Here is a 22,817-nt window from a genome sequence, read left to right on the forward strand (position 1 = left end):
CCGCGCCTTGACGGGTGCAGCCGCAAGCGCCATGCCGCCTCACACGGATTGTCAAATCCGGATGGAGGATTGCCATGGCAGCGGACGCACCCGGACAGGACCCGGCGGGGGAGGACGCGCGAATTTCTTCTTTGGAAGAAAGGATTGCGCGGGCCGAACATGTCGAAAAGGTCAGGCAAGGGGCTACGGAGCAGCAGGCGGATGATGGATCACGCCTGGGCAACCGGGTTCTGGCTGAACTGATCGGGGGTCTTGTCGGCGGTGCGTTGATTGGCTGGGTTCTCGACCGGCTGCTCGGCACATCCCCATGGCTCCTGCTTGTCTTCCTCGGTCTTGGGATCGTGGCGGCGTTCAGGAACATCATCAGATTGACGACGACGAAGCGTCCCGACCAATAGGGGCGCTTTCTTCTTAGTCCGACGACAAGGCGTTACAGGGGTCAACGTGGCAGAATCCGGCAAAATCGATCCGATGCACCAGTTTGCGATCGAACCGCTGTTCGGGACGGATCATCTGTCGATCGGCGGCTTCAACATCGCCTTCACCAACAGCGCGCTCTATATGGTGCTCGCCGCTGTGGTGCTGTGGATCTTCGTGATCGGCGGCATGAAGCGCGAACTGATCCCCGGCCGGTGGCAGATGGCGGTCGAATATTTCACCGGCTTCATCAAGAATCTGCTGATCGCCAATGTGGGTGAGGGTGGCAAGAAGTACATCCCCTACGTCTTCTCGCTCTTCATGTTCATCCTGCTGGCGAACCTGCTGGGATTGCTGCCGCTGGGTCTGTTCGGGCTTCACCCCTTCACCTTCACCAGCCATTTCACCGCGACCGGCGTGCTCGCCATCATGAGCTTCTCGATCGTGCTGATCGTCGGTTTCTGGAAACATGGTTTCCACTTCTTCTCGCTGTTCGTGCCGCATGGCACGCCGATCGCGATGGTGGTGCCGCTCTTCTTCATCGAACTCGTCTCCTTCATGGTGCGTCCGTTCAGCCTGGGCCTGCGACTGTTCGTCGCGATGACCGCTGGCCACGTCCTGCTGAAGGTGCTTGCGGGTTTCGTCATCAACAGCGCCAACGCTTCGCCAGCGCTGGGCCTGACCGTGGGCACCGCCAGCTTCGTCCTGATGATCGGCATCAGCGCGCTGGAAATGCTGGTCGCGGTCATCCAGGCTTATGTGTTCGCGCTGCTGACCTCGGTCTATCTCAACGATGCCGAGAATCTGCACTGAGTTTCGACTAATTTCTTCAACGTTTAGACTGATTTAACAAGGGAGTTTACGACATGGACGCAGAAGCCGCAAAGCTGCTCGGTGCTGGCCTGGCCGCGATCGGTGCGGGCATCGCCGCCCTCGGTGTGGGTAACGTGTTCAGCGCGTTCCTGGAAGGCGCGCTGCGCAATCCGGGCGCTGCCGACGGCCAGCAGGGCCGCCTGTTCATCGGTTTCGCCGCGGCGGAACTTCTGGGTCTGCTGGCGTTCGTTATCGCCATGATCCTGGTGTTCGTGGCCTGACACACGAATTGGAGTGGGCGGGGCGGTTCAATCGCCGGCCTCGCCCGCTTCCCTTATTGACCGCCCTCTGATCGGACGGACCGAAAAATGCCTCAAATCGCGCAAATCGCCGATACCTATGCCAGCCAGATTTTCTGGTTGCTGCTGACGTTCGGCTTCGTCTTCTTCGTCATTGGCCTCGGCATGGTGCCCAAGGTCCAGGGCACGGCGGACGCGCGCGACGCGAAGATCAGTGGTGATCTGGACGCCGCCAAGGCGGCCTTCGCCCGCGCCGATGAAGCGGAAGCGGACTATCGCGTCCGTGACGCCGAAAACCGTGCCGCCGCTCAGGCGGTGATGGCCAAGGCGAAATCGGAAGCGGCCAAGTCTTCGGAAACGAAGCTCGCTGCCGCTGACGCCGAAGTGGCGGGCAAGATCGCCGCGGCGGAAGCACGCATCAAGGCCGCGAGCGAAGCGGCCCTGGCAGAAATCGAAACCGTCGCCGCCGATGCGGCGCGCGACATGGTGGCGCGCATCTCCGGCGTCGAAGCGTCGGATGAAGCGGCCCGCAACGCAGTAAAGGCGGCACTGGCCCATGGCTGAGGCAGCAGCACAGCATAGCGCAGCGGACGTCCCGCATCTGAATCAGGCGATCCACGCCGAAGGGTTGGAGCCGGTGGGCACCGTCGCGCATGAAGGCGTCGAACCGCACACCGATCCCAAGGCCGTCGGCATGGACGCGACCGCCTGGGTCAGTCTGGCGATGGCGGTGTTCATTGTCATCCTGCTGGTCAAGAAAGTGCCTGCCCTGATCGGCGGCGTGCTGGACGGCCGGATCGCGCAGATCAAGGAACAACTGGCCGAAGCCTCGAAGCTCCGCGCCGAGGCCGAAGCGCTCAAGGGCGAATATGAAGCGAAGCTGGCCGCCGCGGCTGGCGAGGCGGACGCGATGCGCAAGGCCGCCGAGCATGAGGCCGAAGGGCTGATTGCCGACGCCAAGATCAATGCCGAAGCATTGGTCGTCCGTCGCCAGAAAATGGCCGAGGACAAGATCGGCGCCGCCGAGCGTACTGCCATCGCCGGCATCCGCGCCAAGGCGGTAAGCGCGGCCACCGCCGCCGCTGCAACCCTGATCGCCCAGGGCCATGACGCCAAGGCGGACAAGGACCTGGTCGATGACGCGATCAAGGGGTTGGGCACGATCAACTGATCGGCTTGAACAGAATGTAGAAAAAGGGCCGGTGCGGACGACGCAGCGGCTTTTTTCGTTGGGGATCACGGCGTTTGCAAACCCGTATTCTTAAAAGATCCTCCCCTGGCAGGGGAGGTGGCGCGCGCGAAGCGCGTGACGGAAGGGTGTCACCCTCACGATAGCGGGACACCCCTCCACCACTTCGTGGTCCACCAAATTGCATTGATGAGAACTCATGCCGGCCTGTTCCCAGGCGAAAGCCGGGGCCCAGTTCCACGGTTCGAACTGGACCCCGGCTTTCGCCGGGGAACAGCAATCGGTCGATCTTGATGAGTCATTCTCTACGCAGCCGGGTATTACAGGGGAGGATGCGCGTACGAATGCCATCCCCGCCACCTCTGGCTTGGCCCATGTCTCCGCCACCGGGTTTCAATGTAGGATTTTCTCTGGTCTATCCTGCCCGATGGAACAGCACACCCCTAGCCTGACGCCTGTCTTTCCCCTGCCATCCGATCGGCGCTGTCCTGTCGCGCCAGAGGCGCGCGGGTGTCGCTCAACTGTCGCGTCGGTGTCGCCTCACTATCGCTTTTCTAGCGCATTTCCGTCGCAACTGGCGGAAAATGGCCGACGACGCTGTGAACTTCGTAGGAAAATGATCTGTATCAATTCCCGCGCGTCGGAAAGCCTGTCCGTACCTGCGTCAGGCTGTGACGCGGTCGAGATAAGGGAGACGATCGGTCAGGACCGGGGGCAGGCCATTGACGATCAGCGCACGGGCATGGTGCCAGAGAGCGGAGAGCAACAGCAGCGCCGATCCGATGACCAGGCTGGTGAGCGCCCAGGACAGTTCCACCGCGCCTGCCTGCTTGAACAAAGCGTAAAGGGCGAAGAGCACATAGGCGAGGCTGGACACCAGCAGCGCACGCCGGTCGATCGCCAGGGCCACCAGTCCAAAGGCGACGTAGAGTGCGATCACCAGCACTGCCCGTCCAGCGCCGATCTCGTCGCCGTCGAGTACGCCCAGTAGATGGAAGAGCGAATGGGCAATCATCGGCGCGGCGGCAAGGTGCAGCCAGAAAGCGACGTCCGACCGGCGGGTGATCCGCGCCCGATCGCTCATGTCCCAGTGCATGGCAAGAAGGAAGATGGCGACGCCCGCAGCCAGCAACAGCAGGAAGGGCAGGGTTTTATTATCGGGAAAAGCAGCGATGATGAGGCCCGCGACGACGCCTACCGCCGCGGTGGCGCCGGCCGCAACGGTGATCGCCACCTTGAAACGCTGCCAGTGCGCCCAGGCGACAAGGGTGTTTATGGCGGCGACGCCGGACAGGATCAGCGCGGCCTCGCTGTCCCCCGCGCGCGGGAATATCTGCGCGGCCAGCGTGCCCGACGCGAAGGCGATGCCGCCGACGAAGCCGCAGAGCAGCAGAATGGAGGGCAGGGCCATGCGTCGTTGACGGGTGAAATATTCGGCCAGACCCCAACTAGCCGCTGCGATCAGGACGCCGGACATGAAGACCGGTTGATGGTGATCGGGCACGCCGAATCGCAGGCTGTCGCCGAGCCAGCCAAGCGCCACGAGCAGGATCACGCTGGCGATCGCCACGAAGATATCGTTGAATCCGGTCAGCAGCCGGAAATGTTCTTCATCGACCACCGGGGTAGCGCGCAGTTGCGCCACATGGTCGCGCAACGCCTGCGCGGCCTGGGGCGTCATTGCGCCGGCCGCTACGGCATCCTGTAGATCGCTCTCGCTATACATCGGTCCTGCTCCTGGGACGTTCCTGTGCCGCGATGATATCATCACTGTATTATATCATCAATACAGTTATTTTGGCCTTTTTCCGTGGTCGCAGCGGTGTTAGCGCGAAGAGAACCACAAGAGAGGACGCCCGTTCATGACCCTGCCGCCGCTGCTCCATGACCGCTTGTCGCTGCCGCTGATCGGGTCGCCGATGTTCATCATATCGCAGCCTGATCTGGTCATTGCGCAATGCCGCAGCGGCATCGTTGGTGCTTTTCCTTCGCTCAATGCGCGGCCATCGGGTCTGTTTGAGGCGTGGTTGCGGCAACTGGGCGATACGTTGACGGAAAAGGATGCGCCCTTCGCCGTCAACCTGATCGTTCATCGCTCCAATACGCGGCTGGAGGAGGATCTGAAGCTCTGCGTCCAGTATCGGGTGCCGATCGTGATCACCTCGCTCGGCGCGCGGGAGGATGTGAACCAGGCGATCCATAGCTATGGCGGCATCGTCCTGCACGACGTCATTACCAATGTTTTTGCGAGGAAGGCGATCGAGAAGGGCGCGGACGGCCTGATCGCGGTCGCGGCGGGGGCAGGCGGTCATGCCGGGACGCTGTCGCCCTTCGCCCTGATCCAGGAAATCCGCCAATGGTTCGACGGGCCGCTGGCGCTGTCGGGCGCGATCGCCACGGGACAGGCGATCGCTGCGGCGCGGATGATGGGTGCGGACCTCGCCTATATGGGGTCGCCCTTCATCGCCACGACCGAAGCCAATGCCGATACCGCCTACAAGCGGATGATCGTCGACAGCAGCGCGGGCGATATCGTCTATTCGGACGTATTCACCGGTGTTCACGGCAATTATCTGCGGCCCAGCATCGTTGCGTCGGGGCTTGACCCGGACAGCCTGCCGGAGGCGAAGGACATGGATTTCGCGTCATTGACCGGCGGCGAGAAGAAGGCGTGGCGCGATGTCTGGGGCGCGGGCCAAGGGATCGGCGCGATCGGCAAGGTACAGCCGGCCGCAGATTTCATTGCCCAGTTGAAGGCCGAATATCAGGCGGCCGTCACGGGGTTCGCCGCCTGACGCTGGCGTCGGCGCCGGAAATGGCTTCCTCCTGAAGGAAGAGGTGCAATTCGGCGATCCAGCGGTCGAACTGGTCATGGTGCAGCCAATGGCCGGCATTGGCGAACTCGACCAGGCGGGCATCACGGAAATGCGCCATGCGTCCGTCATTGGCGGGATTGGAGGCCCAACTGTCCTTGCCCAGGCATAACAGGATCGGACAGGCGATCCGTGACCAGAAGGCAGGAAGTTCTTCGTCGCTTCCCGCCTGCGGTGCCGAATTGTTGAGGTAGGGATCGAACTTCCAGCTATAGCTGCCGTCCTCATTGCGGTTGAGGCCATGAAGCGTGAGTTGCAGCGCCCGTTCGAGCGACAGATGTTCGTTGCGCTCCCGCATGCGCCCCACCGCTGCCTCGATCGTCGGATAGCGCCTGGGCGTGCGGACGGCGCTGACGCGGCGGCTGTCGATCCATTGCCGCCAGGCATCGGTCACATCTTCCTCTGCCTTGTGCTTCAATCTTTCCGGCGACAGGCCCAATCCTTCGATGGCGACGATCCTGCGCACCTTGTCCGGAAAGAGACCGGCATAACGCAGGCTGATGGAGCCGCCGAGCGAATGGCCGACGATGGTCGCGGGCGTGCGATCGAACAGGTCGATCAGCAGCGCCAGATCATAGACGAAATTGGCCATCATATAGGAACCTTCGGGCGACCAGGCGCTGTCGCCATGGCCGCGCAGGTCTGGCGCGATGACATGATAGTCCTCCGCCAGAGCGCGCGCCGTCCAGTCCCAACTGCGTGCATGGTCGAATCCACCATGGACCAGGATCAACAAGGGAGCGGACGGATTGCCCCAGTCGAGATAATGCAGTCGCGACCGTAGCGACGTGAAAAAATGGGACGTTGGTGTCGGTGCGGTCGGCATGTCCATTCGGCTCCACGGAGGCTGGAGAATATGGGCTATGTCATACGACATTGGCCAACTGCCGTGTGCTTGCAAGTCCGAATGACCGGGAATGGGCTATTGAAAGGGAAAGCGCATGAGTGTCTTGACTTGCGCTGTCGCCCTGCCCACGACGCAGCGCGGCAATCAGGACGGGATGAGGCATGAGCATGGGTGCAGGCGCGACGATCACGGTCATCGGTGAGGCGATGCTGGAACTGAGCCGGGGTCAGGGGGATAGCTGGAACCTGCGCTATGGCGGTGATGTCATCAACAGCGCGGTGCATCTGGCTCGATCCGGTGACAAGGTTCGTCTGGCAAGCGCGCTTGGTGCCGACCCGATGAGCGCCGATCTGCGCGCGCAGTGGGAAGCGGAGGGCGTCGATACCGCACTGGTGCTGGCGGCGGCGGATCGTCTGCCCGGCCTCTATGCGATCGAGACGGACGCCGCCGGAGAGCGGACATTTCATTACTGGCGCAGTGAGGCGGCGGCGCGGCGGATGTTCGCTCTGCCTGACAGCGCCGCCATGGTGACAGAAGCGGGACAGTCCGACCTTCTCTATTTCTCGCTCATCACGCTGGCCATCCTGCCGGATGACGGGCGAGAGGCGCTGCTCTCCCTGTGCGAGACCGTGCGCGCGCGTGGCGGCAAGGTGGCTTTCGACGGTAATTATCGGGCACGGCTCTGGCCCGACGTGGCGACGGCGCAGCATTGGCGCGACCGGGCGATCGCGCTGGCGGACATCGGCCTGCCGACACTCGCCGATGAGGTGGAGATGGGCGAAGCCGATGATGCCCATGATGCAGCCGCCCGTTGGGGCGCGGACAAGGGGCGTGAGATCATCGTCAAGCTGGGTGGCGAGGGCTGCCTGGTGGGGAACGAACTGGTCGCGCCGCCGAAGCTCATCGACGTGGTCGATTCGAGCGGTGCCGGCGATGCTTTCAATGCCGGCTATCTCCATGCGCGGCTGGCGGGAGCTGCACCGGCTGAAGCGGCGTTGGCTGGGCACCGGCTGGCGGGATGGAATATCGGCAGGCGCGGCGCCATCCCTGCGAAGGATGCAGACGCACCCTATTAAGCCCCGTTGACAGCGCCCCATGGCTTGGGCCATGGACGCTTCACCGCGCGGGTGTAGCTCAATGGCAGAGCAGAAGCTTCCCAAGCTTACGACGAGGGTTCGATTCCCTTCACCCGCTCCAGTTCCCCGACATTCTGATGGTCAACCGACCTGCCGCTTCGCCAGCTTGCGGGCCAGGGTGCGGCGATGCATACCCAGGCGGCGCGCGGCTTCGGAGATGTTGAAGTCGCTGTCTTTCAGCACTTCATGAATATGTTCCCATTCCAGCGTCTTGATCGACGTCGGGCGCGGAGCGATCTGGGTGGTGGGATCGCCGCCTGAACGCGCGAAGGCCGCTTCGATATCGTCGGTGTTGGATGGCTTGGCGAGGTAGTTGGTGGCGCCGAGTTTGATCGCCTCCACGGCAGTCGCAATGCTGGCAAAGCCGGTCAGCACGACGATCAGCATCGCTGGATTATGAGCATGGAGGGCCTGAACGCAGGCCAATCCCGACTGGGGGCCGAGTTTCAGGTCGACCACGGCGAAGTCTGGCTTGTGCGCGGCAAGCATTGCATTGACCGATTCGAGGCTGTCGGCGAGCAGGACGTCATAATCCCGTCGCTCGAAGGAGCGCTTCAGGGTCTTGGCGAAGCTTTCGTCATCCTCGATGATCAAAAGCTGTCTTTCATTCGCCATCCGTCATTTCCTCCAGCGCCAGTGTGGCGAGGGGCAGGCGCAACTGGATCATCGCGCCGCCTTCCGCGCCATTGCTGGCATCCACTCGTCCGCCCAGCTTGCGGACCACATTGACGACCAGAAACAGGCCAAGGCCGCTTCCTTGTTTGCCCTTGCTCGACCGATAGGGCTTGCCGACATCGCTCAACATGTCCGCGCTGAAGCCCCGTCCATTGTCCCGCACGGCGATATGCAGCCACTGATTGTCACGGCTGACCATCATGTTGATATAGGTCGCACCCGCCTCGCGCGCATTGTCGAGCAGGTTGGTCACGGCCTGGCGGATCACCGGATCGGCGATGATGCGCGGATAATCGTGAGGACCAAAATCGCAGCGTAGCGGCATCCCCGGATTGGCGGTGCGCCAGTCGCGGGCGATATATTCGATGAAATTCTGGACGCTGGTGACTTCCGGCGCTTCTCCGCGTGCTTCGCCTGCGGACATCAATATGCCGCTCAGGATGGCCTTGCAGCGTTTGACGGCGGCCTCCATCTCCCCCACTTCCTCGACAAGCGTGGGATGTTGATTGATTTCGGGCATGTGGCGCCAATCGCCCAGAACCACTGCCAACTGCGCGAGGGGGGTGCCCAGTTCATGCGCGGCGCCTGATGCGAGCAGGCCCATGCGGACGATATGCTCCTCTTCCGCTGCCTGCTGGCGCAGCCGCGCCAGATAGGCTTCCCGGACCTGGAGATTATGGGTGATGCGGGTCATGAAGAGAACCAGCAGCACCGCGATCATGGTGAAGCAGACCCAGGTGCCGACGATATGCAGGTCGAAGAGCCGCCCTTCCAGCGCGTCGCTGAGATTGAGGGGCCGATAGGCGAAGGCAAGGCCCGCCGCGCAGAAGGAAGATACGGTGACGATCCCCCAAGCGCTCCAGCGGTGCAGCAGCATGGCGCCAAGCGCGACCTGGACCAGATAGAGGGAAATGAAGGGATTGGTCGCGCCGCCGCTAAGATAAAGCTGGGTGGTAAGAGCAATGACGTCGAACAGCAGCGCCAGGAACAGTTCGGCATGGCTGATGTCGGTGCGGCCGCGCAGCACCATCAGGCTGCCCAGATTCATGGCGACGGCGATGCTGGGAACCACCAGCATGGGGACCATGGGCAAATGGATGCCCATGCCATAATGAACGAGCAGGATCGTTGCGATCTGCCCCGCGATGGCAATCCAGCGAAGCTGGACCAGCAAGGCCATATTCTTGCGGCCGGCTGCATCGGCCGGCCATTGGCTGGGGAGCCAGCGCGCGCGGGTCGGCACCTTCGCGTTCATTCCAGGCGGTCTTTTCCTGTCTGGCGCATCACCAGCATATAGGCGCCCAGGGTCATTGCCGCCAGCGTGAACCAGGTGACGGCATATTGCAGATGATTGTTGGGGAAGTTGATGACCGTGAGCCCGCCCACGGGGAGGGAATTGGGGGAGGGGTCAGCGTCCGCGTCAATGAAATAGCTGGAAATGGCGTTCGGCAACCCGCGTGCCGTGGCGATCGCTTTGACATCGCGCGAATACCAGCGATTAGCGGCAGGGTCATTGTCGCGCAGGAAGCCGCCGCCGGGTTCAGTCAGGCGGAGCAGGCCGGTGATCCGGACGGTGCTTTGCGGCCGGTCATAGCCGTTCCTGGCTTCAGGCGGTACGAAGCCGCGATTGATGAGGAGGATGGACCCGTCGGCACGCCGCAGGGGTGTCAGCACCCAGTAACCGGCTCCGCGCACGGTCGATGCCTGCACCAGCGCGCTCTTGTCGTGGAGGAAGGTGCCGGTCACGGTGACGCGGCGATATTCGTCGTCCCTGGTCGCGCTGGCGGGAATGGGGACGGGGGCGGCGTGGATGCGGCTGTCGACGCGGGCGATCAGGTCGCGCTTCCAGGCGAGGCGCTGGACCTGCCAGGCGCCCAGCGCGCAGAAACCGGAAAAGAGAAGGAGGGCGATCAGCGTCAGGCCGATCAGGAAGGCCGGGGAGCGCCTGCGGTGCCCCCCGGTTTCTGCCGTTTTCACGGCATCTCGCTCATATGCTGCATGGTGCTCATGTCGCCATGCGGCATCATGTTGGCGTTGAGGTGATACATGACCCACATCGAACCCGACAGGGTGATGACCACCAGAACGATGGTGAACATCATCGCCATGAAGGACCAGCCGTTTTCGACGCGGGTGTTCATGTGCAGGAAGTAGATCATATGGACCACGATCTGCACTGCGGCGAAGGCCATGATGACGAAGCCGGTCAGTTGCGGATTGCCCAGTACGCCGGTCATCACAAGCCAGAAGGGGATGGCCGTCAGGATCACCGACAGGCCGAAACCGATCATATAGCTGCCGAAGCTGCCATGCGATCCTTCTTCATGATGGTCATCGTGATGATCGTGACCATGGGGATGGACGGCGTCGCTCATCGCAGCATTCCCATCAGATAGACAAAGGTGAAGACGCCGATCCAGATGACGTCGAGGAAGTGCCAGAACATGCTGAGGCACATCAGGCGGCGCTTGTTGGCGGGGATCAGCCCCTTCTTGGCGACCTGCACCATCAGCGTGATGAGCCAGATCGAGCCGAAGGTGACGTGCAGCCCGTGGGTGCCGACCAGGGTGAAGAAGGCCGACAGGAAGGCCGAACGCCATGGACCCGCGCCCTCATGGATGAGGTGCGAGAATTCATAGAGTTCGATGAACAGGAACGCCCCGCCGAACAGCAGCGTGACGACCAGCCAGCCCTGGGTGGCGCTGACCTTGTTCTTCTCCATCGCCAGCATGGCGAAGCCATAGGTGATCGACGAGAACAGCAGCATCGCGGTGTTGAGCGCGATAAGCGGCAGGTCGAACAGATCTTTCGGCCCCGGCCCGCCGGCAAAGCTGCCGCCGAGCACCGCATAGGTGGCGAAGAGGATGGCGAAGATGAGGCAGTCGCTCATCAGGTACATCCAAAAGCCCAGCATGGTGCTGTGGCCTTCATGGAGATGCGGTTCTTCGGGCAGATGATATGTCCGAGGTTCCAGGTTCGCAGTTGCGCTGCTCATGTTGGTCAGACTCCCGCCGCGAGGATGCGCGTGCGCTCTTCCTCGGTGCGCGTCACGACATCCTGCGGGATGTAGAAGTCGCGCTTGTAGTTGAAGGTGTGGCCGATGGCGACGGCGAGCAGACCCAGGAAGCTGAGGCCCGCGAGCCACCAGATATACCAGATCAGTGCGAAGCCGCAGAGCGTGGCGAGGGCGGCCAGGATGACCCCGGCGCCGGTGCTGCTGGGCATGTGGATCGCCTGATAGCCGCTCAGCGGACGCTGATAGCCGTTCTTCTTCATGTCGGCCCAGCTATCGGCGTCATAGATGACCGGGGTGAAGGCGAAATTATACTCCGGCGGGGGCGAGCTGGTCGCCCATTCCAGGGTACGGCCGTCCCAGGGATCGCCTTCCACCTTCAGTTCGTCACGCTTCCAGATGGAGACGGCGAACTGCACCAGCATCGCGCCGATGCCCGCCGCGACTATGGCGGCGCCGATCGCGGCGATGACGAACCAGATTTGCAGGCTCGGATCGTCGAACACGCGCATCCGGCGGGTCACGCCCATCAGGCCCATGATGTAGAGCGGGGTGAAGGCCATCCAGAAACCGACCTGCCAGCACCAGAAGCTCACCTTGCCCCAGAAGACGTTCAGCTTGAAGCCGAAAGCCTTGGGCCACCAATAATTGATCGCCGCGAACAGGCCGAACAGCACGCCGCCGATAATCACGTTATGGAAGTGCGCGATCAGGAACAGCGAGTTGTGCAGCACGAAGTCGGCGGGCGGAACCGCCAGCAGAACGCCAGTCATGCCGCCGACCGTGAAGGTCAGCATGAAGGCGATGGTCCACATCATCGGCAGCTCGAAACGGATTTTGCCGCGATACATGGTGAACAGCCAGTTGAACAGCTTCGCCCCCGTCGGGATCGAGATAATCATCGTCGTAATGCCGAAGAAGCTGTTGACGCTGGCCCCCGAACCCATGGTGAAGAAGTGATGCAACCACACTAGGTAGGACAGGATCATGATAGTGCAGGTCGCATAGACCATCGAGGTGTAGCCGAATAAGCGCTTGCCTGAGAAGGTCGAGGTGACTTCGGAGAAGACGCCGAACAGCGGCAGGATGAGGATGTAGACTTCCGGGTGGCCCCAGATCCAGATCAGGTTCACGTACATCATCGGGTTGCCGCCGAAGTCGTTCGTGAAGAAGTTGGTGCCGACATAGCGGTCGAGCGAGAGCAGGACCAGGGTGGCGGTCAGGATCGGGAAGGACGCGACGATCAGGATGTTCGCGCAGAGCGAGGTCCAGGTGAACACTGGCATCTTCATCAGCGACATGCCGGGCGCGCGCATCTTCACGATGGTCGCGATCAGGTTGATGCCCGATAATGTGGTGCCGACACCGGCCACCTGTAGCGCCCAGATATAATAATCGACACCCGTGGCCGGGCTATAGTCGATCCCGGATAGCGGCGGATAGGCAAGCCAGCCGGTCTGGGCGAATTCGCCCAGGAACAGCGAACACATCACCAGCACCGCGCCGCCCGTGGTCATCCAGAACGAGAAATTGTTCAGGAAGGGGAAGCTGACGTCGCGCGCGCCGATCTGGAGCGGGACGATATAGTTCATCAGACCGGTGATGAACGGCATCGCCACGAAGAAGATCATGATGACGCCGTGCGCGGTGAACACCTGGTCATAATGGTGGGCGTTGAGATACCCTTCCGACCCGTTGAAGGCGAGCGCCTGTTGCAGGCGCATCATGATCGCGTCGGCAAAGCCGCGCAGGAACATGATGAGGCCCAGCACCATGTACATGATGCCGATCTTCTTGTGATCGACGCTGGTGAACCATTCCTTCCAGAGATAGCCCCAGAGCTTGAAATAGGTCAGCGCTGCGACGACGGCTGCGCCGCCCAGCACCACCGCGACGAAGGTCGCCACGACGATGGGCTCATGCCATGGGAAGCTGTCCCATGTCAGACGACCGAAGATCATCTGCGTTGTTGTCATTGTACCGGTCATGCTTCTCACCGATGCTGCGCGTGCGCGTCAGCGCCGCTATGGGAGGAATGATCGGCGGCCGGAGCTTCCGTTGCGCCGGGCGCGCTGTGCACGCCCTTGCTGGGGTCGACCGGATCGATCACATGGCTGTTGGGATAGTCATATTGGAGGCCTTCGGTCTCCTTCGCCGACTCCTTGCCCGCCCCGCCCATCATGTTGATGTGCATCAACTCGCCCATGCAGCGTTGACCGGGCTTGGGGCAGAGGTTGACGACCGCATCGAACAACTGCGGATCGACGGCGGAGTAATAGGCGACGGGCGCCTTCTCGCTCGGCTTGGCAAGGTTCAGGTAGAGGTTGCGGTCGAGGTTCGTGCCGCTGGCCTTCACCTTGGCGACCCAGGAGTCGAAACCGGCCTGATCCAGCGCCTTGTAACCGAAACGCATATGGCTGAAGCCCGCGCCCGAATAATTGGCGGAGAAGCCGGTGCTGGTGACGGGTGCGTTGGCCACGGCATGGAGTTGCGTCTTCATGCCGGGCATGGCGTAGATCTGGCCGGCAAGTTCGGGGACGTAGAAGCTGTTCATCACCGTTGAGGCGGTGATGTCGAAGCGAACCGGAACATTGGTCGGCAACGCCATCTCATTGACGGTCGCGATGCCCAATTCGGGGTAGATGAAGAGCCACTTCCAATCGAGCGCAACGACCTGGACGGTCAGCGGCTTGACCTTCGGGTCGATCGCGGTTTTCGCGTCGATCCGGTCGAGCGGACGATAGGGGTCCAGCTTGTGGGTGCTCACCCAGGTCAGCGCACCGAGGGCGATGATGATCAGCAGAGGGGCCGACCAGATCAGCAACTCCAGCTTGGTCGAGTGATCCCAGTCCGGATCATAGTCCTTCTCGGCCGCCTTGTTCGCCGCGCGATAGCGCCAGGCGAAATAGACGACGAGCGCCATGACGGGCACGACGATCAGGAGCATCAGCGCAGTCGAGATCAGGATTAGATCGCGCTGTTGCACTGCAATATCGCCCGACGGGTTCATCACGACCCAGTTGCAGCCCGCCAAGGGCGCTGCAAGGATCGGAGCGGACCAGCGCAAAAGCCTGATCCAGTTGGGTGAGTGAAGGTGTGACATGGTGGCGCGCCTAACCATTCTGTACCGAGTCCGCCAGTGGGCAATTTGTCCAATTGTGTGCGGCCGCAAAAAATGTTTGGGATGTGGGATACTGCTTAGACTCTGTGGGTTTTCTGTTATGTTGCCATTCTCTGGCCGTCGGAAAACCGAAAACAGGCGCCGTCGGCCCAGCAAGGGAGCGGATGCCTATGAGTTCAGAGGTCATTACCTTCACCTCCACGTCACTTGAGGATGATGCGCGCCGAATCAACGCGCGCGACCACAAGATCGCGCCGGGTGATATTTCCATCGGTGTGATCATTGGTCGCACCTCCGAATTCTTCGATTTCTTCGTCTATGCCATCGCTTCGGTGATCGTCTTTCCGAGCCTGGTCTTCCCCTATGTGGATGCGCTGACCGGCACCCTCTATTCCTTCGCGATCTTCGCCGTGGCCTTCATCACGCGGCCAATCGGCTCGTTGATCTTCATGGCGATCGACCGGCGCTATGGCCGTGGAACGAAACTGACCGCTGCCCTGTTCCTGCTAGGCGGATCGACCGCGTCAATCGCCTTCATGCCCGGTTATGCGACGATTGGCCACTATGCAGCGGTCGTTCTGATCATTTTGCGCGCCGCACAGGGCATTGCGCTCGGCGGGACATGGGACGGCCTCGCCTCGCTCTTGTCCCTGAACGCGCCCAAGCATCAACGCGGCTGGTACGCCATGGTGCCGCAGCTTGGTGCGCCCTTGGCGCTGCTGGTCGCCAGCGGCCTGTTCGCTTTCTTCCTGCTGACGCTGTCGAAGGCGGATTTCCTTGATTGGGGCTGGCGCTATCCCTTCTTCGTCGCCTTCGCGATCAACGTCGTGGCCCTGTTCGCCCGCCTGCGCATCGTGGTGACGCATGAGTTTGAGCGTCTGTTCGAGCAGAAGGATCTCCAGCCCTCCGAAGTGCTGCCCACCGTCAGGGCGGAGGGGCGCAACATCATCATCGGCGCTTTCGCCCCGTTGGCGAGCTTCGCGCTGTTCCACATGGTGACGGTGTTCCCGCTCTCCTGGATCGCGCTCTACACCGACCAGCCGATCGAGCGCTTTCTGGTGATCGAAATGATCGGCGCGTCCGTGGGCTTGCTCGCTATCGTCGTCTCAGGTTTCATTGCCGACCAGATCGGTCGCCGCTCGCTGCTTGGCTGGTCGGCGCTCGGCATTGCGATTTTCAGTGTCATGGCGCCATTGCTGCTGACCGGCGGGGATCTGGGCGAAGTCGCCTTCACGATCCTGGGCTTTATGCTGCTGGGGCTGGCTTTCGGCCAGTCATCGGGCGTGGTTGCGTCAAACTTCGCCACAGAAGCGCGTTATACCAGTTCGGCCTTGACATCTGACCTAGCCTGGCTGGTCGGCGCGGGCTTCGCTCCGCTGGTGGCGCTGCTGCTGACGGTGAAGTTCGGTCTGGCCGCGTCGGGCATCTATCTGCTCTCCGGCGCGGTGGCGACCATGGTCGCGCTGTACGTCAACAAGGAACTGGCAGGCCGCGACCGTTAAATTGCTGCCCGCATCCGCCGAAGCGCCTTGCGGTCGAACCATCCGGTGAGACCGGGGCGCGAGCGGAAGCGGGGGAGCCATTGGGGATAAAGGCTTGATAGACGCGCGGGGAGGCCATCCGGCCCCTCGTGCGTCATGATATCCGACACGATCCGGTTCTGGAAGAAACGGACCGAATAGCTTGTCATGCGTCTATACTGCATCCCCCAGGTCGTGGGGCGGAAGAGGCTCACCTGCTCGCACAGGAAGCCCGCGCCATCGCAGGCAAGCACGCGCTCATCCACCCACTCGCTGTCGGCCTTCAGGTCGGTATGCGCCCAGGCCGCAACCAGTCCGTCATCGCCAATCAGATCGTCGGGCAGGCGCAGTCCGCGCTCGCGGATCGCCGCCACGAAGCGGCCCGACATGGCGTAAAGATCGCCGAACAGGCCACCTTCGGCGCGCAATCCTTCACGATAGGTCTCCACCATTCGCCCGTTCATCGGCATTCCGGCGACAGCGTTGGCCATAGGATGCGCAGCCAGCTCCGCCACCAGCGCATCGATCGAACCGGCGGCGATCTGCGCGTCGCCATCCATGAAGATGATGGTTTCTTCTCCGCCAGTCAGCAGATGATGCACGAAATGATTCCAGGTGCGCGACTTGCCGCCTTGGGCGATGTCATGAACGATGACGTTGATGCGCCCGCCTGCCGCCGTCATCGCCCGTTGTATAGTCGCATCGGTCGTGCCGTTCACCAGCACATGAAACAGCGTGTCCGGTCGGTCGAGTGGGAGCGAAGCGAGGCAGGCGCCGATCCGACGCTCCTCCTGATGCGCGAAGATGGCGACGGCGACCGTCATGACGCTTAGCGGAAATCCCAGCCCTGTTGACCATGCTGCGCGGCGTCGAGTCCCTCTGCCTCCGTTTGTGCATCAACTCGCATCGGGATGATGATGGACACGGTCAGCGCGGCGATGGCGCTGCCGACCATCGCCCAGAGCGCAACAATGACGAGACCGATGGCCTGACTCGTCAGCGCCCCCGACAGGCTGATATTCGCGTCGAAACCGACGCCGCCGAGTAGGGGCAGGGCGAAGAGCGGGAGCAGCAACACACCCGTCGCGCCACCCAGCCCATGGATGATGAAGATGCTCGCGTTATCGTCGACTCGCCGGTTTATGATGCTCGCGCCCAGGCGGCAGACGAGCGCCGCGATTGCGCCGATCATCATGGCGCCACCGGTTCCGACCAGCGCGGCCGAAGCGGAGATGGCGGCAATGCCCGCCAGAGCGCCTGACGGCACGCCGGTCGCGCTGCTCCGCGCGCCTAGCAGACGATCGAGCAAGGCCCAGACCAGCGCGGCGGCGCAGGCGGCGAAATGATAGTTCAGCAGAGCCGTCGCGGCGGCGTCGGTCGCCCCCAGCGCCCATCCGCCAACCAGGCCCGACAGGCCGATCCAGACCAGCGCACTCCCCGTGATGCTCAGCACGGCGCTATGGCCGGCATTGGACCGTTCGCGCCGTGCGCCGGCGATCAAGGTGAGGGCAAGGGCGGAAAAGCCTGCGACCATGTGGACGACCAGGCCTCCGGCGAAGTCCATGACGCCCAGATTGGCCAGCCAGCCTCCGGCCCATATGGCGTGGGCGACAGGCACATAGACCAGCAGCAGCCAAAGAAAAGCGAAGGGGAGAAGCCAGCCGATCCGTATTCGTTCCGCCACCGCGCCGACTAGCAGACTGACGGCGATCAGTGCTGGACCCATCTGAAACAGAACAAAGGCCGATTCCGGTACGGTTAGGCCATCGCGCAACTGCCCCAGATTGGCGAGGAGGATATTGGCACCACCGCCCAGCAAATCGCTGCCCGGCGCATAGACGAGGCTATATCCGACGATTGCCCAGCCTAGCGACACCACTGCCATCACGCCTGTGCCCTGCGTCATGACCGACAGGGCGTTGCGGACATTGGTTTGACCCGCATGACGCAACATCAGGCCCGGCAAAGCCGCGACCAGCATCAGCAGCGCGCATAGTATCATCCATCCCGTATCGCCGCTGTCAGCCACGGCGACCTGCGCAAAGGCGGCCTGTGGTGCTGCCAGCATGACCAGGAAGGAAAGAATCGAAGGAAGGCGCATCGTTGGGTCCGGAAAATCGACGATGGGTTCTCCTAGCCATTCGGGGTGAAGAATTTGATAAGGTGCCGCCGCATCAATGCCGTAGATGCCCGATGACCGGTGTTAGGGCACTCCGCATGATTTTCCCCAATGTGGAGCAATCTATATGGGGTGCATCGACCATAGAGGCGACGGCTGGCAAAGAAATCCCCGGCGGCGCTATCGCTTGAAGCGATTTTCGGGGGGCACTCCGCCGGGGATGGCTCCGCAGGTCGGGGGGTGCGGAACCTAAGCGAGGATCGCGGTAAATGTCCCGCGATCGATCATGTTCAGGAAGACCACAGCAGTATATCGTCGCGATGGCAGGCGATCAGGTCCGGTGCATAGATGCAGGAGACGTCAGTCAGCGCGAAGGAGTCGAAATAGCGATCCATCATGTCGTCGATATCCCGCGTAAGCCCCGCCGAGATACGCATCCGTTCAACATTGTCAGCGGGAATGAAGAGATATTCGCGCGGAATGACCCGGCTCTTCTGCCCTGCAAGCGATGGGCTGATTGCCCAATCCTGGATATGGCTCTTGATCTTTTCCGGCATCAGATCGTGGTAGACGCTGCCGAAACGTGAATGGGTCGATCGTTGGTACAGCCTGCCGGTGGCGGCCGAAATGCTCTGGAGTGACGGCAGCCGGTCGAACAGCCTGGCCCAATCGCCGCGAATGGCATGGTCGCTCCTGGCAATGAGCAGGGGGCGGATCACGTCGGAAGCGCTAATGCGCTCAAAGGCGCCGGTGATCGTAGCCAACTTCTCGACGTCCCAGGCCAAGTCGGTCTCATTCTTGCTCTGCTGGGCGTCAAAGGTGCAACTGCGAACGCCCGATTCATCGTTCCAGACGCCGACGACGGTGCCGACCGTCGAGTCGAGCAGGTTGCGATTGGCTTGAGTCCAGATACGCAGATCCTGTTCCGACGAGCAAAGCACGACGATATCCAGGCCACGGGCTGCGTGTGCAGTGGTCTGGATCGACATTGCCGGCGTAGCGATCCGCAAGCGGGCACGATTTCTGTTGAAATCTTCCGTCTCTGTGATCTGATTATGTGCCTTCCCGGCATGATAGCTCCCCAGCAACGCCGGGACCATCAATGGGGGCCAGTCCTTTGTGTAGCGTAGGATCAGTTCCCAATCGACGAGCCGGCGAAGCTGATCGTCGAACCCGCCGTGAAGGCCATGCAGCTTCCGACGATGCACGAAGATGTTCAGGTCGATGAAGTTGCGCTCTTCAAGCCTGCTGCGATTGAAGGGGCAAAGCCGGATCGATTTCTGTTCGATCTTGCTACCGTGCCCGCCGTTTGTGGGCACGGTCTGGTAGACGATCTGTCCGGCATAGGCGGATTGATAGCCGGGACGATCCGTCAGGCAGGCCGTCATGATGGCGAGATAATCCGCATCCCATTGATTGTCGGAATCAAGATAGGCGATGATTTCGCCCTTGGCCTCATGCAGGGCGTGGTTGCGCGCCGCGGAAACGCCTTGATTGCTGGGCAAGCAAAGGAGGGTGATGCGGGGATCATCGAAGCTTGCAACGACCGCAGCGGTGTCATCCGTGCTGCCATCATCGACGATAATCAGCTCAAAATGTCTATAACTCTGCTCCAGCACGGACTGGATCGCGGCACTGATGATGTCCGCACGGTTGAAAGCGGGCATGATGACCGACACAAGGTCGGTTATATTCAGTTGATCCGCCCGCTGTTTGAGCAGGCGCTTTTCCATTTCAAACTGCCGCAGCAGACTGGTCGCCAGTTCCGATCGGCCAGCGCCCATCCTATCCTCGCAATAGGCCCATTGCAGGAAGTCGCGCATCGAGAAATAGGGCGAAAAACCGCGATTGTCGTTCTGTACGGCGATGGTCGTTTTGGTGAGGCACGCATCATTTCCGGTCAAACGCAATTCGACGTGCAGATTTTCCTGCAACAAATGCCTGTTTTGCAGCCGCAGTGCGAAGCCGTGGCGCCCATCACCGATGCGCGCCCGTTTGAGATCTTCCCGGTAAATATCGGCGCATAGATTTTCAGCAATCGCCTCATGCTCGATGCGAATGTCGAGGCCTATTTTGACATCGGGATGAGCGAGATCGGCAACCCATCCCTGAAGCAGTCCATCGGCGACACTGTCGATATGGGCCCTGATATACGGTTCTTGGGGCTGACCGAAAATATGGCTTGAACTCCAGACATCCCCGTTGATCGTGTCGGAGACGGGCAAGCGACGCCCGTCCGCAAGAGTACGGATCTCGTAGGCATGTCGGTCCTCTCCTAAACGACGCGGAAAGGGCAGGGTGAAACCGGTTCCTTCGCAATAGCCGGCGTCCGCGACATCGGTGCGGGCGAGCGATGGCAAGATGGGGGCATGGGGTTTGCCGTCCCGAAACAACCAGGCCGAACCCGGTCGCCATTCGCCCGCCTGGGATGAATCCCGTTCAGCGATCCAGCCGCACAACTGGGCCTTGTCCTTGCGGTCGATGCGTCCGACGTTCTCGCATTCATCCGGCCGTTGAATTATATCGATCCGTTGACTGACGTCGATCATGCCCTTGGCATCCGCCTTGGCATCCTCCACCCCGGCTTCCACGCAACGTTCGAACAGCGGCAGAAACTCAGAGGCCGCTTTGGCGATCGCCTTGCGCAATGGCGCGATATAATGGCACTCTAGCCGGTCGAGGATAATGTCGGGGGCGACTTGCTGATTTTTTCGCGCCCATTTGCGAGCAAGCTGAAATCGGCCCCGGATCTCATTATAAATGACGTCGATGCCTGGGAAGGGATTCGGCGAGGCCGGTTGCAGGTTGCGCGCGGCGATGCTTGGCTCGACAACCAGCGCCATCCCTTTTCGCTTGGCCGCCATGCTCCAGTCCAGCACCGCATGGGAAGCGGACAGCTCTTCGGAAAGTAAGCCGATCTGATCGATTGCGGCTATTGGAAAGAACAGAACGCGATGATCCAGCGCGTGAGCGGTGTAGGCATCGCGTTCCACCAGAGGATCGTCCCCCGCCAATAGAGGCTCTGTCTCCAGACAGCCGGAGTGATCGTGGAAACTACGATAGCCACCATGAGCGATCCGCCCATTGTCACCGACGATGACAGCGGAGACGATCGCATTGTCGCGGCGAACGGACAGCAGGGTGGACAGGGCATCTGCGTCAAGGTGCACGTTGGGATCCAGGAGCAGCACATGCTCGCATCCATCGTCGCGCATGATGGACAGCAATATATTGGTCGCTGCGGCTGTTCCCTTTCGGGCATCGGCATAGACCAGAACGTCAGCCATCGTTTGCAAGCCGTAATGCGGAACGCCACCGGAGCAATCGTCGAATATATAAACATTGACGCTTGCGTCAGTCAGCTTGTGCAGCTCGGATAATTGCTCGCCGATCTGATCGACATTGCCGCTACCGATGATGCCAAGACCGATCTGTGCCGGGCCACCCGACTTGCGTATGGTCTCCACGGTTCGAGTCTTGCGGCCCACGCGGATCGTTTCCGTCTGTGGGGCGATCGATTGGATCAAGGTGTCGCGGAGAATGTCGCTGATCTTGCTCCAGGCCCGACCGGAGGATAATTTTCGTCCGGCAATCGATATCGCGGCGCGTTTCTCGTGATCGAGATCAAGAGCTTGCTCCAGTGCATCGGTCAGGGCACCGGGCACGTCCGGTTCATAGAGAATGCCAAGATCCGCTTCATCCACCAGCGACAGGGCGGGCAGACGGGGCGCGACGACGGGCTTGCCGTAATTGGCGGCAAGCATGAGATTGCCGGATGTCAGAACATCCCGATAAGGTAAGGCGATGATATCGGCCGCGCCAAAGAGCAGCGGCACTTTTGAATCCGGAACGAAGCCGTCCAGAATATGGATGCGGGGATTATTCTCTTCCATCAGCCGGGCATGTCCGGCGGTAAAACCGCCCATCGGCTTTCCGGCGATGAGCAAATGAACCTGATCCCGATCGGCACGGCTGGTGATGGCATGGAAGGCGCGGATCAGTTCATCCAGCCCCTTATATGGTCGGATCTGACCGAAGAAGAGGACCAGCGAGTCGACATCCTTGAGGCCGAGCAATTGCCGGCTCTGATATTTGCTGACAGCCTGCCCGTAACATCCCTCATAGCTGCCATGCGGTATGATGACGCATTTGCGTTCATCAAGTGCATAAAGTTCACGCACCTCTGCCAGGGCGGATTCGCTATGGAGATGGATGAGGTTGGCCGTTTCCGCCAGATGGCGATGAAATTCTGTGACCAATGTCCCGAACTGCGTATCGTGCGGCAGTCGGTTGTGAACCGTCCACAGGAAGATGCCGCCCGCCGCCTTGAAGGCTTTCACCGCTTGGAGGAAATTGCTGGCGCGAACCTGATAGTCGAAACCATCGACAACGTCGGAGAAGAGCGGATCGGGCCAATGGAGGTGGAAGATGGTCCGCTGATTATGCTCCGCTGCGAAGACGAGTTCCAGCGCGCGTTGGATGGTCCCGAATTCGACGCTGCCCTTCGATCGGAAAGCGCCGTACAGGCCATTCTGATAGGGATTGGTTGCCGTATAGTCCGGATAGGCGACAATGGTCGCTCCCTTGAGCGGGTCCGGGTTGGTTATGACGGCTGGTAGCTGGGAAGCGCTGGCAATGGGCGCATGGTCTTCAACACAGGAAGGCGCTGATTCCATATTCTCTTCGATCGACGGGACGTTGGGGAAAGATGCGACGTGCTGATCCATTTCATCCTCATCCCGGCCGGTCGCCAGAGCTGTGCATTGTCGGAAATATCCGCGCCGGTCGTTGGAAG

At 61.4% G+C, this 22,817-nt stretch carries 20 protein-coding genes and 1 tRNA gene; 9 read left to right on the forward strand and 12 right to left on the reverse strand.

Features of this window, described 5'->3' with window-relative positions:
• Positions 1-74: 74 nt before the first annotated feature.
• The 5 genes from MOK15_RS03915 (at position 75) to MOK15_RS03935 (ending at position 2,700) form a co-directional block, all read left to right on the forward strand.
• Positions 75-398, forward strand: coding sequence for an AtpZ/AtpI family protein (locus MOK15_RS03915; RefSeq protein WP_242930406.1), 324 nt, complete (start codon positions 75-77; stop codon positions 396-398).
• Positions 399-444: 46 nt separating this feature from the next.
• On the forward strand, positions 445-1,230 hold the full coding sequence (locus MOK15_RS03920; protein WP_242930407.1) for a F0F1 ATP synthase subunit A: 786 nt from the start codon (positions 445-447) through the stop codon (positions 1,228-1,230).
• 53 nt (positions 1,231-1,283) lie between these two features.
• Complete coding sequence (locus MOK15_RS03925) at positions 1,284-1,511, forward strand: F0F1 ATP synthase subunit C (protein ID WP_006961951.1); 228 nt, start codon at positions 1,284-1,286, stop codon at positions 1,509-1,511.
• 87 nt (positions 1,512-1,598) lie between these two features.
• Positions 1,599-2,093: an ATPase gene (locus MOK15_RS03930; protein WP_242930408.1), complete on the forward strand. Its 495-nt coding sequence runs from the start codon at positions 1,599-1,601 to the stop codon at positions 2,091-2,093.
• Positions 2,086-2,700 (forward strand): F0F1 ATP synthase subunit B, encoded by a 615-nt coding sequence (locus tag MOK15_RS03935; protein ID WP_242930409.1) that lies wholly within the window; start codon positions 2,086-2,088, stop codon positions 2,698-2,700. Before MOK15_RS03930 ends, MOK15_RS03935 begins: the two co-directional genes overlap by 8 nt.
• Before the next feature lie 682 nt (positions 2,701-3,382).
• Here the strand turns inward: MOK15_RS03935 and MOK15_RS03940 are convergent.
• Entirely contained in the window at positions 3,383-4,444 is a 1,062-nt protein-coding gene (locus MOK15_RS03940) for a hypothetical protein (protein WP_242930410.1), read from the reverse strand.
• Positions 4,445-4,580: 136 nt separating this feature from the next.
• Here MOK15_RS03940 and MOK15_RS03945 point away from each other — a divergent pair, with 136 nt between their 5' ends.
• Complete coding sequence (locus MOK15_RS03945) at positions 4,581-5,513, forward strand: nitronate monooxygenase family protein (protein ID WP_242930411.1); 933 nt, start codon at positions 4,581-4,583, stop codon at positions 5,511-5,513.
• On the opposite strand, the gene MOK15_RS03950 is transcribed toward MOK15_RS03945, so the two are convergent.
• On the reverse strand, positions 5,494-6,423 hold the full coding sequence (locus tag MOK15_RS03950) for an alpha/beta hydrolase (protein WP_242930412.1): 930 nt from the start codon (positions 6,421-6,423) through the stop codon (positions 5,494-5,496). The genes MOK15_RS03945 and MOK15_RS03950 overlap by 20 nt on opposite strands.
• Before the next feature lie 182 nt (positions 6,424-6,605).
• Here MOK15_RS03950 and MOK15_RS03955 point away from each other — a divergent pair, with 182 nt between their 5' ends.
• Together MOK15_RS03955 and MOK15_RS03960 are read left to right on the forward strand one after the other, a co-directional pair.
• Positions 6,606-7,514, forward strand: coding sequence for a sugar kinase (locus MOK15_RS03955; RefSeq protein WP_242932618.1), 909 nt, complete (start codon positions 6,606-6,608; stop codon positions 7,512-7,514).
• A gap of 47 nt (positions 7,515-7,561) precedes the next feature.
• Positions 7,562-7,635 (forward strand) — tRNA-Gly (locus tag MOK15_RS03960).
• Between the two features lie 20 nt (positions 7,636-7,655).
• Here MOK15_RS03960 and MOK15_RS03965 read toward each other — a convergent pair.
• Genes MOK15_RS03965 through cyoA form a run of 7 tightly spaced genes read right to left on the reverse strand, consistent with a single transcriptional unit; the run spans position 7,656 to position 14,365 of the window.
• Positions 7,656-8,189, reverse strand: a complete 534-nt coding sequence (locus tag MOK15_RS03965; RefSeq protein ID WP_242930413.1) for a response regulator transcription factor — start codon at positions 8,187-8,189, stop codon at positions 7,656-7,658.
• Positions 8,179-9,504, reverse strand: a complete 1,326-nt coding sequence (locus MOK15_RS03970; RefSeq protein ID WP_242930414.1) for an ATP-binding protein — start codon at positions 9,502-9,504, stop codon at positions 8,179-8,181. The genes MOK15_RS03965 and MOK15_RS03970 overlap by 11 nt, the downstream gene beginning before the upstream one ends.
• The gene (locus MOK15_RS03975; RefSeq protein WP_242930415.1) at positions 9,501-10,226 is read right to left on the reverse strand and encodes an SURF1 family protein; all 726 of its coding nucleotides are present in this window, start codon (positions 10,224-10,226) and stop codon (positions 9,501-9,503) included. Before MOK15_RS03975 ends, MOK15_RS03970 begins: the two co-directional genes overlap by 4 nt.
• Positions 10,223-10,624 (reverse strand): cytochrome o ubiquinol oxidase subunit IV, encoded by a 402-nt coding sequence (gene cyoD / locus MOK15_RS03980; RefSeq protein ID WP_242930416.1) that lies wholly within the window; start codon positions 10,622-10,624, stop codon positions 10,223-10,225. The genes MOK15_RS03975 and cyoD overlap by 4 nt, the downstream gene beginning before the upstream one ends.
• On the reverse strand, positions 10,621-11,244 hold the full coding sequence (gene cyoC, locus MOK15_RS03985; protein ID WP_242930417.1) for a cytochrome o ubiquinol oxidase subunit III: 624 nt from the start codon (positions 11,242-11,244) through the stop codon (positions 10,621-10,623). The genes cyoD and cyoC overlap by 4 nt, the downstream gene beginning before the upstream one ends.
• Positions 11,245-11,249: 5 nt before the next feature.
• On the reverse strand, positions 11,250-13,250 hold the full coding sequence (gene cyoB / locus MOK15_RS03990; RefSeq protein WP_242930418.1) for a cytochrome o ubiquinol oxidase subunit I: 2,001 nt from the start codon (positions 13,248-13,250) through the stop codon (positions 11,250-11,252).
• 5 nt (positions 13,251-13,255) lie between these two features.
• Positions 13,256-14,365 (reverse strand): ubiquinol oxidase subunit II, encoded by a 1,110-nt coding sequence (gene cyoA, locus MOK15_RS03995; RefSeq protein ID WP_242930419.1) that lies wholly within the window; start codon positions 14,363-14,365, stop codon positions 13,256-13,258.
• A 188-nt stretch (positions 14,366-14,553) separates the two neighbouring features.
• Here cyoA and MOK15_RS04000 point away from each other — a divergent pair, with 188 nt between their 5' ends.
• Positions 14,554-15,885 (forward strand): MFS transporter, encoded by a 1,332-nt coding sequence (locus tag MOK15_RS04000; protein WP_242930420.1) that lies wholly within the window; start codon positions 14,554-14,556, stop codon positions 15,883-15,885.
• Here the strand turns inward: MOK15_RS04000 and MOK15_RS04005 are convergent.
• The 3 genes from MOK15_RS04005 to MOK15_RS04015 form a co-directional block, all read right to left on the reverse strand.
• Positions 15,882-16,727: a glycosyltransferase gene (locus MOK15_RS04005; RefSeq protein WP_242930421.1), complete on the reverse strand. Its 846-nt coding sequence runs from the start codon at positions 16,725-16,727 to the stop codon at positions 15,882-15,884. The two genes, MOK15_RS04000 and MOK15_RS04005, sit on opposite strands and share 4 nt — an antisense overlap.
• A 5-nt stretch (positions 16,728-16,732) precedes the next feature.
• A complete protein-coding gene (locus tag MOK15_RS04010; protein WP_242930422.1) occupies positions 16,733-18,004 on the reverse strand; it encodes an ammonium transporter in 1,272 nt (423 codons plus the stop codon).
• A 308-nt stretch (positions 18,005-18,312) separates the two neighbouring features.
• Positions 18,313-22,698: a glycosyltransferase gene (locus MOK15_RS04015; RefSeq protein WP_242930423.1), complete on the reverse strand. Its 4,386-nt coding sequence runs from the start codon at positions 22,696-22,698 to the stop codon at positions 18,313-18,315.
• Positions 22,699-22,817 lie beyond the last annotated feature (119 nt).

This window comes from Sphingobium sp. BYY-5 (genome assembly GCF_022758885.1).
Classification (GTDB): domain Bacteria; phylum Pseudomonadota; class Alphaproteobacteria; order Sphingomonadales; family Sphingomonadaceae; genus Sphingobium.